Genomic DNA, 13,250 nt, shown 5'->3' with positions numbered 1-13,250 from the left:
TGGAGGTCATTCTATGGAGGAACTAATAAGAGAATTTCATAATACTATAACCAAAATTAAACTTTCAAAAGATTTTTGTATTGTTTTTGTTTATAACGATGTAGATGATTTAGATTATCTTCATGCAGCTGAGGGCATAACTCCAAGTGAACTACAAGAAATTAAAAATTCATTTTTAGATTTAACAGAAAAACTTTTTTTATATAAATACGAAAAAGATTTTACAGAAAATATAATGATGTTAAAAAAAAAATTCGAATATATATTAGTTTATTCTATGGCTCAAAACACAAAAGGTATTGGAAGAAGAAGCTTAATACCCTTGCTTTGTGAACATTTCGATTTAATTAATGTAGGAAATGATTCTTACACTTCTTTTTTAGGTGGGAATAAACAAATCATGTATAAAATAATTGAAAAAGAATTGAGAGAATTCATTCCAGAAACTCATTTTATTAGTTCTAAAGCTGATATCGATTTTGCCATTAATTCTTTTATTAAACAAAAGAAAAGTTTTTTAATTAAACCTAATTCAGAATCTGCAAGTATAGGTGTCAAAAAAATCGATTTTCAAAATTTCGATTTTGAAGAATTCAAAAAAAATATACTAGCTGATTTAAAAGTATATGACAAACTAATTGTTCAAGAATATATAGCTGGAAAAGAAATAGAAGCTCCAGTCATACATTTTAAAGATTCATATATAGTACCTGGATGTATAGAAATCAATTTGCCTTTTGGGGCAGAGATACTTACTGCTAATACAATATTTACTGAAAATTATAGCTTTTCAACATTTGATAGCCCACAATCAGAAATTATAAAAAAAATTTCAATTAAATGTGCAGAACTTTTAGGGTTTTCAGCTATCAGTCGTATTGATTTTAGGATAGATGAAAATAATATTTATATTATAGATATTACTCCTAACCCTACTGTATCATCTATGAGTTCAACTTATTACGCATTTAAAAATCATTTCGAAAACAGCTTAAATATCAACTTCCAATTATTGATTTTTACATCTATGATAAAGCACAAATTATTCGAACCACCTTTCTAATCCTCCATAAAGGATTGGCTGACTATAATGCGAATATTGTCTATTAGAATATATAGAATGACCTTTTAAAATTCTCATAAGATTTTGATTCTTAGCTTCATGAGATAAATTTATATTCATCATGCTCCTCATTGTATTAAATTTGTATGAGAAAAAATCAACATAATTTTTTAACAAGAAATCATAAGAAATATCATTAACTAAATCTTCAAATTCTTCAATTTGATTTCCAATAAAATATCTATAGATCAGATTATGTTTTGCATAAAAAGAGTGATATAGATCTTGATTTTTTGATAATTCTATCAATTCGTTTATTGACTCTTCTGGATTAGATATAAGCATGATTGCAGCTAAATTATTACGCAAAATTGTAGCATCACTTGAATTAAAGTCGTATGCACTTTTAAGTAATTTAAATAATTGGTTATAGGCTTGCTTCGGAGACAATACATTACTCATAAATCTTGCAATTAATAAATTGTTTTCATATGAAAGGTAAGTGTCTTTATTAATAAGATTAATGTCAAATGAGCAAGGTTCTTCTAATATTTTTACAGCTTTTTCATATTCACCTAAAGTAATTAAACAACAGCTATAATTAATTTTGGACAATTCGTAATCTACACTATATTCTTTACTTTCTAAATATGCTCGTTTATTATAAATTACAGATTTTTCAAAATCTTCTGCGTAAATCAAAGAGCCTAAACGGAGAAGTTTTAGATAATTCTTCATGTCAGTTTTTAAACCTGGTTTGACATTCTGTAATGTTTTTTTGATGATTTTCTGGTTGTATCTTCTAATTTTATCTGAAGGCTCTTTTATTAAAGTAGATATTAAAATTAAAACTGTATTAAATTCAGTTTCCCAATATTCAAAATAATTACAATTTTTTTTCATCTAATTTATTAAATTCAGATAAAAATTCATTATAGAAATTCAATATATTTTCTTGGTTTTTCTCATATTCATAAAAATAAATCGAAATCATAGAATAACAGCAAAGTTTGGAAATTGTAGAAATATTCATTTTGTTTATCTTATCTAATAATTCATCAATATTTTCTTTTAATGCTTTCTCATTATATTTGTGATGGTTATATATTATTTCGAAAGCTTCAAAACATGCTATCCATTCATGAGAATAATGAAATGAGTTTCTCAGAATTATACGTTGTGAAAACAAACTCTCTTTTCTTGAAAAATAATAAGCTACTATATAAGCTGATATAACTTCATTCTCTTTTCTAGAAAAGCATTCTATTAACCTAGCTAAATGTAAGTATTCATTAGGGTAATTTTTATAAATATATACATACATTTTTTCTATAACTGTACTAGGTATACGTTTTTTTGCGTTTTCAAAAAAGAACTCTCTAATTTTCAATTCTGTAAATTTGTAACTCCCTTTATCTTCACTAATCATTTTGCTATCTTGTGCAGATGCGAGATACTCTAAATTTTCGAGTTCTAATGCCTCTTCAATATCATATTTTTTAAAATAATTCGTAAAAAGGCTACAACATTCAAAAAAGTTTCTTAGTTCTTTGATATGATTTTGATCTTGTTCTAGAACAGATAACATTTTTTCAATAATACTTTTGATCATAAAATCTAAGTTTGATTCCTCTTTTTGCATATTTTTAATAATAACATCACTATAAGATTTAAAAAATTTCAGCCCCATTTGTTTAGTCAATTCTAATACATAGGGTTCAAAAACCACTTCGGGATCTTTTATAATATAATTTAGATCATTTACTGAGATATCATGAATACTTTCAGAGAATCTATCAAAATCATCGTCCCAATCTAAAACATTTGGGTAGTGAATAATTATCCCTAAATCAATCAAATATTTTTTTTCTATAAAATAACATATTAGTTTTAAAAGATCTTTCTCACTATTTTCTAAAGAATAATAATCTTCTACAATAATAATTCTTTTTAAATTCAAATATTTTAATGCAGGTTCTTTTTTCAAATTCAGTCCGTTTAAAATAGGTGTAAATTTTTTTTCGTAATTTATTGATAATCGTTCTGGTATTATTAACTTAATTACTGTCAATATATGATCAGTAGGCACTTTGGAAAAATAACTCATGGCTCCTGCACTTATAGTTCCTAGAAATTGAATTAATGGTTGTGAAGAAATAGTTACATTTCCAGAATGTTTTTTATCTGAATTAACTTCTTTGTACAAATATTTGATATCTAAAATTTTATATTTTTCTATTAATATCGGCATGTACATATCTTTCAAATTGATGTTACTTGATGTTTTAATGCGAAGAACTCTATTTTCATCATTATTTATATATTCTTTTATATTTTTACGAATTTTATTCTTAATGGGTAATCCTTCAATTAGTTCCTCCATAGAATGACCTCCAGATAATATATAGTTATTTGGATATTTTATACACTCGTAATAATACTTTTGTATATCGTTAGTCCTAAGAAAATTATATATCAAATATAATAATTCATCTATTCATTTGTATAAGAGTAGAAATTGTAATTATCCCCAAATCCCTGCCAACTCATCTAACTGTTCAATCCGCTTCCACGGCTCCAATCCCAGACTACCATCCCACTCAAAACTACGCCGTAAGAAAACCCCTCTCATCCCCACCTGCGCTGCACCCCAAATATCATTCTCTGGATGATCGCCTACAAACACGGTCTCTTCTCCACTCGTACCCAAGCGCTCCAGCACCATCTCATAAATCCGCTTATCTGGCTTATTGATTCCTGCTTCACCCGATGTCAAAATCACATCAAAATACGATTCCAACCCTAGATGCTTCACTTTGCCAAACTGCACCTCATAACGTCCATTGGTCAGCATGCCCAGCTTATACCCCTGATCGCGACAAGCCTGAATCGCTTCCAGCGCATGATTCATCAGGCGCGCTTCCTTCATATAATGCTCATCATAATACGCAAATAGACCATCTGCATCTGGCTTGTCCGACCATGGCAAACGCTCTACCAATTCCTCAAAAAATCCCCGCTTATCTCGATATCCGTCTGCATCAGCAATACGCATATACCCGATGATGTCACGCACCTGCTCCTCATTCAGATGACCGAGATAATCGCGAATCAATCGCTCGGAAAAAGCACGAAACGTATAATCCCGATCCATTAATGTATTGTCCAAATCGAAAATCACTGCTTTGATTGGTTGTTGTGTCATCATTCTGCTCCTGTCTTTGGCAATTCCTTGCTTCGCATTTCTATACATACTACAACTTATTATACCGCATATGTAAACATCAAAAACCCGACTGCATTACAGCCGGGTCAAGGTATTCATCTGTATTCTCATCTTATTATACGCATTACAACAGCACATAGTTTTTATCTGTCTGTGCTTTACTCTCCGGTAAAATAGCTGGCTCACGATGGGTGACCATCATTTCCTGATCGGTGACGAATACGCGAAAGTCAGGAATTTCGTGTAGATAGCGCTGCTGATACAGCTTACGGCAATCCACCTCAAAGTGCGGTGAATCCTCGATCACTGGCATTTTCCCGGTTTCACTAGCATAATCGTCCACCGCCCATTGTACACGATCCAAATGGTATGGAATATGCCGCTCCTGTTCTTCAAACAGCTCAAATGTCTCACGGGACAGATAAAACTTCTGATCACATTGCCCGCCCAAATAACGGTTCAATCTGGACAAATCGAGTGTTCCATCCTCCTGCATTAATACGGTACGATTGATACCATCGCCCATATCGCGTTCAAACTGCAATACCGCACTGCGCAATTCGTCCATTGTTACATGAACTGAGGGCATTCCGCCTCCGGTCTTTTTGCTTCTGCCTTTCAAGCGTTCCAGTATAGACATCACAATCTCTCCTCCCTGAGAGTGGGTGCACAAGGGACACGACAGAAAACGTTTTCAGTTATACATACAAGGAATACTTACTTTTTTGCTTTCCTTACTATAACTATACCGCATTTTACAATAAATGATGCACGATTTTACAAATTCATGCGCGTTTCTGACAAAATAGTTCTGTCTGACTAAAGCGACTCAGCGTAATCTATAGCCCTATCGTAGCATCTTGCATGCACATGTTCCTTCTCTACTATCTCCTTATCATATAGAAGATACGCTATACGTTAGAGTTCTGCCGTTTCCCTCCAAATATGGTATGATAAAAAGTAGCGTTTTTATAGACAGATTTTAAGGAAATGGAAGGAGAATGACCCTGTGATGCAAGATGTTATTATTGTGGGCGCTGGTCCATGCGGCTTATCCGCAGCGATTGAATGTGAGCGCCTCGGTTTGAATACGTTAGTGATTGAAAAGTACAATGTGGTGCACTCGATTTTTCTATACCCGACCAATATGCAATTTTTCAGTACAGCAGAATTGCTGGAAATTGGCAATTTGCCGTTTCCATCTCCTAATGAGAAGCCATTCCGACATGAAGCGCTGGCATATTATCGCCGTGCTGCGGAACATTACAAATTGAATATTCAGCCATATACCGAAGCGACAGGCATAGAGCGCCACGAGAACGGTACGTTCTCCCTGCATACGGTGAATCGTCAGGGGCAACAGCATACGTATGAAGCGCGCAAAGTGATCATTTCCACCGGTTATTTTGACCATCCAAACTATCTCGGTATTCCGGGCGAAGATCTGGACAAAGTTACTCATTATTTCCGCGAAGCTCATCCGTATACCGGTATGCGTGTAGCGATTATCGGGGGCAGTAACTCCGCAGTCGATGCTGCGCTAGAAATTGTGCGCGTCGGTGCCAAAGTCGATATGGTCTATCGTGGCAATGATCTGTCCGCCAATATCAAATCATGGGTGCGTCCTATTTTTGAAAGTCTAGTTATGAAAGGCAAGATCGCGCTTCATCTAAATGCACGTGTGACCGAAATTCATGACTCGGAAGTTCAACTCACCCATAATGACGGTAAAATCGAAATGCTGCACAATGACTTCGTACTCGCGATGACTGGCTTCCGCCCTGATCGCAAATTAATCACTTCGATGGGTGTAACGATGAGTGACGATATAGACAAGCCTCGCTTTGACCCGGATACGATGGAAACGAATATCGAAGGTCTGTACGTCGCTGGTGTTATCGCCTCCGGTCGTAATGCAAACGAAGTGTTTATTGAAACGGGACGCCGCCATGGTGCGCTGATCGCCAAGCATATCGTTGCCAACTCCTGATGATACGGGAGCAGCATAATTGGAAAGGGTGAATAACTATGGGCGCTATCGATATGCCTGCTCTCGTGCTGCTAGTCATGGCAGGACTCGGGATCGTCGGCAAAAATACAACGGTCACCATCGCAATGTTGGTACTGTTGCTAGTTCGTGTGCTCGGCTGGAATCAAGCGTTTCCGTGGCTGGAAAAATACGGACTAACGATTGGGATTACGATTTTGACGATTGGTGTCATGACGCCACTTGCCAGCGGCAGAATCTCGATGGATGTGATTTGGAACTCTTTTCTGAGCTGGAAATCGCTTGCTGCGGTTGGCATCGGTCTATTTGTTGCTTATCTGGGCGGACGCGGAACGATACTGATGACCAATCAGCCGACCGTTGTAGCAGGGCTGTTGATCGGGACGTTACTTGGGGTTGCCTTTTTCAAAGGTGTACCGGTCGGCCCATTGATCGCGGCGGGTTTACTATCGTTACTGATCGGCAGATCGTAATCTACACATACATTTGCCGCTTCGTTTATGTGCGGAGCTATTCATGTACACGAATGAAACAGCAGGCTTGGACGTGTTGTGAAGTTGAAGGTTATCGCCAACAGCAGGATATGATATACTTCCAATACCAGCCTTTCCATGTAGGCTGACATTCAACTATGTATACACGTATGCATTTCCAGGAGGATTTCCCATGTCCCAGGCGTTTGTAATTGAAGCAGTCATGATTGCCATCTATGGCCAGTTACTTAACCCGGATAAACCGGTCACTTATATTGTGCCGTACACTACCATTATGGAGCTGTACGAATTCGCGGAGAGCGAAGAGCCGCTTATGAACAACCCGGTCGAAGACCGTGAAGTGCGCGACCGAATTCAGGAGCTGATTCGCTATCTAGAAGAGCCGCTGAACAAAAAGAAAATTCAGCGTTGCCTGCAAATGCCTTGGTCGCAAAGCTCAGGCATCGTCTTCAGCGATCAAGTCCAGCTGTCAGTCGTCAATGCGCTCGACAATGCACATTACGGCGAATCCTTTGACCCCATCGAAACAGAACTGATCCTCTCCTCGCTGAAAAAGGAAGCTCCCATGCTGACTGACCAGTTCGAGATGATCCAGCGCCTGATCGATGCTAAAGTACCTGTACAGGTATACGATATCGAAGATTTCTCGTATGCACTCGAAGGCATTTCGCCTGTGTAACCATGCCAAAGAACCTTCACCGGATTGTCGGTGAAGGTTCTTTTTGTTGGGCTGTATGGCTGGATTATATATCTATTACGTATCAATCATTTGCGATATGAACGAGTCTGAATCGTTCAAGTCAATGGAATGAATGTTTGTTGCTCTTTCTATGATTCATTTCAAACAATATCTATATGTACAATACGTAATATTTCAATAAAATAAGCAGCTTCTCCTCGGCTATTACCCCTTAGAAAGCTGCTTAATTCAAATCATACATCTGATCCAATCTTCTTCGTTTCCTGCTCTTTTCCGTTCTCCACCTCATGCAGTTAATCCTGTACCGTACAGGCTAAGCAGCGACAAACCGAGCATCGAGAAGCTGGTCGAGAGCCACAATACTGCATAGCGTCCGCGCAATACTTTTTGTTTTGTAAAATAAACGGCTGCTGTTGCGAATAGTATACTAACCATCATCCACATTACAATTACGAGTGTCGTCATGAAAATCACAATCCCTTCTGTTCGATACAGTGAATTATAGACGAGTTTCATGAATAAAAAATGACGGGCTGCTTAAGCCCGTCTAAAAATATGCTTATGATTGCCTTAGAATATCGTATGCGCCATCCTTATAGCATGATAACGATCCATACAGTGATCGGTTATTGTTATTCAGGCGCTCTACGACTCCGGCACATATGCGTAACGGATGTCGTCCTCCTGATCCACATACTCTACATTTAACTGATACCCATTCAAATACCACAGATCCTGCGATTCCATATAAAATTGAATACCTTCCGCTTCTTGCTCTAGACCAGGACTAACTGGCGGCTCTACGGAAATGCCAAGTGAGAATCCTGGGTGGATATCGCTATTGCTGCTATAGCGCGCATAAAAACGAATATGATCACCTTCCTGGAGATCAAGCTCTTTTTTGTACCATTGTGCTGCTTCATTGGATACTGCAATCGTCATGATCAATCCCACCTTTCCCTATTTCTGAATTGCACTTGTGTAATCATTACCCGTGCTGTGTGGATATTATACCATGTCATGCCCCAAAGCGTCATAATGGTGTTTTTTCCAGCAAACGATCCCTTTATATTTGCGACGATTGTGTGTATTTCGCTGCTATAATTGGTGTATCCAATTCTAAATGTTATCCTTGTCTGTTCTTATCAATTTTGTACAGTTTACATGAGATGTAGCTACTTTTCTTCTTGATAATTATAAGACGTTGTTATCCGCATTTTTAGATAACATAATTTCATTTTCGCATTTTGTTTATGTAAACTAATTTTACGTGTTTCGATAACAAATTCATCATCAAATGAATATTTTGTGAAGAAATATTGAATAAATTCGTTGACAAGTCAAAAATTACAATGCTACAATCAGACGCAGGGCAGTAAGAGTTTCAAGTTATTACCATCTGCTACTATCCAATTGACTGAAGAAAGGGGAACTCCATGATGTATCAACCAATGATTGTACATAACCAAGGCAATGATATGAACGCAATCCAACAACTGAACAATGGAGCAACCCAGCAGATGGAGATTCTTCTTCTCGGTGATTGAACGGTAGATCACACCTGAAAAGTATCCATAATGGATGATACTATCCGCGCGGTTGTTCATAACCGTGCGCTTAATGACACCTACACAGGACACGTCGTTTGCATATTGCACACGACGTGTCTTTTTTTTGGATTACTACAGGGAATTTGAGGAAAGAATGGGTGTTATGGCTGCCTTTTGAGCCATACAGTTGTTGAATACAAGGATGAATATCCTGCATTGAAGAAGCAATGCAACGGAAAGGTAGTGAAACGATGTTTGCTGTTTTAAAAAATCTCGGCTGGTTTTTCAGCCGCGAACGAAAACGTTATCTGATCGGTATTATCATGCTGGCAATTGTAGGTGTGTTTGAACTAGCACCGCCCAAATTGCTTGGCGATGCAATTGACCGAATTTCCTCGGGTACGATTACGTTTCAAGCATTGATGTATTATACGGGTGCAATCGCGTTGATCGTGGTGATCATTTATGGCATCACGTATATATGGATGCACAGTCTGTTCGGCGGCTCCAATCTGGTAGAGCGCCTGCTGCGTAAACGCTTTATGGCTCATCTGCTGCGCATGACGCCTCCTTTTTTTGAACGGAGTCGTACGGGTGATCTGATGGCACGGGCAACCAATGATCTACGCTCAGTTGCAGTAACCGTTGGATTCGGAATGCTGACGTTGACCGACTCTACGGTATATCTGCTAACTGTTCTGTTAGCAATGGGCTTTCTGATCAGTTGGAAATTGACACTGGCTGCGATTTTGCCATTACCGTTTATCGCCATTTCGATGGCTATCTATGGCAAAGTTGTCCATTCTCGTTATACGCTGGCACAGGATGCCTTTGGCGATATGAATGACCAGGTGCTGGAATCGATCGCCGGTGTGCGTGTCATTCGTGCATATGTACAAGAGCGTCAAGATGAGAAACGGTTTACTCATATTACGAATGATGTATATCGCAAAAACTTGGCAGTTGCTCTAGTCGATGGACTATTCGAACCGACAATTCGTCTGTTTGTCGGACTGAGTTATATTATCGGTCTTGGTTATGGGGTGTATCTCGTATTCCACAATCAGCTGACACTCGGCGATCTGGTGTCCTTTAATATTTATCTCGGGATGATGATCTGGCCGATGTTCGCCATTGGTGAATTGATTAATATTATGCAGCGTGGTAATGCCTCGCTGGATCGTGTCAACGAAACGCTGGCAGTAAAGCCGGACGTAGAGGATATTGCTGAACCGGTGCATGTAGAGCACCCGGATGAAATCACATTTGATGACGTCGTCTTCCGCTATCCAACATCTACTGTCGACAATCTGCAACATATATCGCTGCGCATTCAAGCTGGCGAAACGCTTGGTGTCGTTGGGCGAACCGGTAGCGGTAAGTCCACTCTGCTCAAGCAACTGCTGCATGAATATCCAACAGGCAGCGGTGAACTGAATATTGGTGGTGTACCGATTCAGCATATCGCCAAAGACGAGCTGCACAGCTGGCTTGGTTATGTACCACAGGAGCAAATTCTATTTTCTCGCAGCGTACGCAACAATATCCGATTCGGCAAATCAGATGCTTCGGATGAGGATGTTATGGCTGCAATTCGTACAGCTGCCTTCGATACCGATCTGCATACGTTCCCGGAAGGACTGGATACCATTGTCGGTGAACGTGGTGTCGCCCTCTCAGGTGGACAAAAACAACGGGTTTCGCTAGCACGCGCTTTTATCGCGCAGCCCCATATTTTAATACTGGATGATGCGCTGTCTGCGGTCGATGCTCGTACCGAAGCTCGCATTATTGAAAATATTCGTACCGAACGCGCTGGCAAAACGACACTGATCGCTACCCACCGGCTGTCTGCTGTAGAACATGCTGATCATATCGTCGTGCTGGACAAAGGAAGCATTATTGAAGAAGGAACGCACGCCGAATTGCTGGCTGCCAAAGGCTGGTATCATGAGCAATATGAGCGACAGCAGGTGAGTGATTCCCTTGATGAGGAGGTGTCTTAATGTTAGAGACACAGGATTTGAACGAACAGCCGACAACCCGGCTGGACAATAAAACGATTACGAGGCGACTGTATCAATACGCCTTACGCGCCAAAAAGACATTTGTTGTTGCACTGATCATGCTCGTTATCGGCGTTGGCGCTGAGCTAGCAGGTCCATTTATCGCCAAAAATATTATCGACAATCATATGTTTGCGATTAACCAGCCTTTTTACCAAACAACGGCGGATGATCCTCATGCTGCGGAATACAATGGTGCTTATTACAAGCGTCAAGGATTCTGGGGCGACGGTGAAACGAAAGGGCTGGAAGTACATGTAGTGCAAAGTGGAACGTCCTTCTATTTTGTAGAAGGTCCAATGGATAACACTACCGGCGACAAAACGTTTGACGATGGTACACTCACGATTCGTACTGCACAGGGAGAACAGGCAGTATACCCGGCAGTGGCGCTCTCTTCTACTGAGCTATTCAGCTTTTACCAACCGGAGCTACCGGGCATTTATCAGCTGGTCGGATTATATTTTATCTTTTTGCTGATTACGATTGTGACTGAATTTGGTAAAACGTATTGGATGCAATCTTCCGCCAATAAAGTTATTCAGGAGCTGCGCATTGATCTGTACGCACATATTCAGCGTTTACCGGTGCCGTTCTTCGACAATCTACCTGCTGGTAAAGTCGTATCGCGGGTAACGAATGATACAGAAGCCGTCAAAGATCTGTTCGTCGCAGTACTATCCAATTTCAGTTCAGGTGCTGTGTATATGCTGGGTGTGTATATCGCTCTGTTTATTCTCGATTTCCGACTCGGCATGGTTTGTCTATTCCTTGTTCCACTGTTGATATTGTGGATCATATTGTATCGCAACATCGCTACCAAATATAATCGCATCATCCGTTCACGGTTGAGCGAGATCAATGCGATTATCAATGAATCGATTCAAGGGATGTCGATCATTCGTATTTTCCGTAAGCAAAAGCAGACAGAGGATGAATTTGAGAAGCTTAACAATGACTATCAATTTTTCCAGAACAAAATGCTGCGTCTGAATTCCCTCACGTCGTTCAATCTAGTGAATGTGTTGCGAAATCTGACGTTTGCCTTGGTGCTGTGGTACTTTGGCTCAGCATCGCTTGGTAGCTTTGACAGTGCAATTTCACTTGGTGTACTGTACGCCTTTGTCGATGTGCTGGGACGCTTATTCCAACCGATGACGGGTATGGTCAATCAGCTGGCTGCACTGGATCTGTCCATGGTATCGGCTGGACGTGTATTTGAACTGCTGGATGAAGAAGGCGAACATGTTACCGACGGTGCCATGCCGCGTTACAAAGGGAATGTCCGGTTTCAGGATGTGACATTTGCCTACAAAAAAGATCCGGTGCTCAAACACATCGACTTTGAAGCGAAGCAAGGGCAGACGGTCGCGCTGGTCGGTCATACCGGTTCCGGTAAAAGCTCAATCATCAATCTACTATTCCGTTTCTACGATCCACAGCAAGGTACGATTACGATTGACGGGCAAAATATCCGCGAATTACCCAAGCAATGGATTCGTCAGCATATGGGTATTGTGTTGCAAGATCCATATCTCTTTACCGGCACCATCGCTTCCAATGTCAGTCTGGATAATGAGCAGATCAGTCGCGAACGGCTGGAACAGGCGCTACGCGATGTAGGCGCCGAGCAGATTCTGTCTGATCTGCCTAAGGGATTTGATGAACCCGTAGTGGAAAAAGGCAGTACCTTATCTGCCGGTCAACGTCAATTGATCTCTTTTGCCCGGGCGCTCGCTTACGATCCAGCCATTCTCATTCTGGATGAAGCAACCGCCAATATCGATACAGAGACAGAAGCGCTGATCCAATCTGCATTGGAAGTATTAAAACGTGGACGCACTACCTTTATCGTGGCGCACCGTCTCTCCACCATTCGCAGCGCAGATCAGATTCTAGTACTGCATCGTGGCGAAATTGTGGAACGCGGTTCGCATGAAGAACTGATGGAGATCGATGGACGATATCGTCAAATGTACCGGGTACAAACAGGTATCGGCTCCAACGCTATTCTGGATGGCACAGAACAGCCACAGGATCGCGAAGCTCCCGTTCCCACTGGACTGCGCACCACTTGATCAAATCTAACGACTTGATGAAATGAAATGATTTGATGGAATAATTAGAATGATCCAGCTTTTCT

12 protein-coding genes are annotated in these 13,250 nt (G+C 40.0%); 6 read left to right on the top strand and 6 right to left on the bottom strand.

Annotated elements, in window-relative coordinates; all coding sequences use genetic code 11:
* Positions 1-13 precede the first annotated feature (13 nt).
* Positions 14-1,063: an ATP-grasp domain-containing protein gene (locus ACDE64_RS09380; RefSeq protein ID WP_411349781.1), complete on the top strand. Its 1,050-nt coding sequence runs from the start codon at positions 14-16 to the stop codon at positions 1,061-1,063.
* On the opposite strand, the gene ACDE64_RS09375 is transcribed toward ACDE64_RS09380, so the two are convergent.
* From ACDE64_RS09375 to ACDE64_RS09360, 4 genes are all read right to left on the bottom strand, one after another.
* Positions 1,043-1,966, bottom strand: coding sequence for a hypothetical protein (locus ACDE64_RS09375; RefSeq protein WP_411349780.1), 924 nt, complete (start codon positions 1,964-1,966; stop codon positions 1,043-1,045). The genes ACDE64_RS09380 and ACDE64_RS09375 overlap by 21 nt on opposite strands.
* The gene (locus tag ACDE64_RS09370) at positions 1,950-3,446 is read right to left on the bottom strand and encodes a hypothetical protein (protein ID WP_411349779.1); all 1,497 of its coding nucleotides are present in this window, start codon (positions 3,444-3,446) and stop codon (positions 1,950-1,952) included. Before ACDE64_RS09370 ends, ACDE64_RS09375 begins: the two co-directional genes overlap by 17 nt.
* Before the next feature lie 141 nt (positions 3,447-3,587).
* Positions 3,588-4,271, bottom strand: coding sequence for an HAD family hydrolase (locus ACDE64_RS09365; RefSeq protein ID WP_411349778.1), 684 nt, complete (start codon positions 4,269-4,271; stop codon positions 3,588-3,590).
* A 142-nt stretch (positions 4,272-4,413) separates the two neighbouring features.
* On the bottom strand, positions 4,414-4,929 hold the full coding sequence (locus tag ACDE64_RS09360) for a DUF3939 domain-containing protein (RefSeq protein ID WP_411349777.1): 516 nt from the start codon (positions 4,927-4,929) through the stop codon (positions 4,414-4,416).
* 372 nt (positions 4,930-5,301) lie between these two features.
* On the opposite strand from ACDE64_RS09360, the gene ACDE64_RS09355 reads away from it, so the two are divergent.
* The 3 genes from ACDE64_RS09355 (at position 5,302) to ACDE64_RS09345 (ending at position 7,470) form a co-directional block, all read left to right on the top strand.
* The gene (locus ACDE64_RS09355; RefSeq protein ID WP_411350259.1) at positions 5,302-6,279 is read left to right on the top strand and encodes a YpdA family putative bacillithiol disulfide reductase; all 978 of its coding nucleotides are present in this window, start codon (positions 5,302-5,304) and stop codon (positions 6,277-6,279) included.
* Positions 6,280-6,317: 38 nt separating this feature from the next.
* Complete coding sequence (locus ACDE64_RS09350; RefSeq protein ID WP_411346198.1) at positions 6,318-6,770, top strand: DUF441 domain-containing protein; 453 nt, start codon at positions 6,318-6,320, stop codon at positions 6,768-6,770.
* A 193-nt stretch (positions 6,771-6,963) separates the two neighbouring features.
* Complete coding sequence (locus ACDE64_RS09345; RefSeq protein WP_411346197.1) at positions 6,964-7,470, top strand: ADP-heptose synthase; 507 nt, start codon at positions 6,964-6,966, stop codon at positions 7,468-7,470.
* A 306-nt stretch (positions 7,471-7,776) separates the two neighbouring features.
* Here the strand turns inward: ACDE64_RS09345 and ACDE64_RS09340 are convergent, their stop codons facing one another.
* Positions 7,777-7,956, bottom strand: coding sequence for a hypothetical protein (locus ACDE64_RS09340; protein WP_411346195.1), 180 nt, complete (start codon positions 7,954-7,956; stop codon positions 7,777-7,779).
* 180 nt (positions 7,957-8,136) lie between these two features.
* The gene (locus tag ACDE64_RS09335) at positions 8,137-8,433 is read right to left on the bottom strand and encodes a HesB/YadR/YfhF family protein (RefSeq protein ID WP_411349776.1); all 297 of its coding nucleotides are present in this window, start codon (positions 8,431-8,433) and stop codon (positions 8,137-8,139) included.
* 859 nt (positions 8,434-9,292) lie between these two features.
* On the opposite strand from ACDE64_RS09335, the gene ACDE64_RS09330 reads away from it, so the two are divergent.
* Positions 9,293-11,047, top strand: a complete 1,755-nt coding sequence (locus tag ACDE64_RS09330; protein ID WP_411349775.1) for an ABC transporter ATP-binding protein — start codon at positions 9,293-9,295, stop codon at positions 11,045-11,047.
* Positions 11,047-13,185, top strand: coding sequence for an ABC transporter ATP-binding protein (locus ACDE64_RS09325; RefSeq protein WP_411349774.1), 2,139 nt, complete (start codon positions 11,047-11,049; stop codon positions 13,183-13,185). Before ACDE64_RS09330 ends, ACDE64_RS09325 begins: the two co-directional genes overlap by 1 nt.
* Positions 13,186-13,250: the final 65 nt, after the last annotated feature.

The sequence above is a fragment of the Paenibacillus sp. WLX2291 genome (genome assembly GCF_046603665.1).
Taxonomy (GTDB): domain Bacteria; phylum Bacillota; class Bacilli; order Paenibacillales; family Paenibacillaceae; genus Saccharibacillus.
The sequence above is the reverse complement of the archived record's forward strand: the minus strand, read 5'-3'. Positions and strand labels throughout refer to the sequence as shown.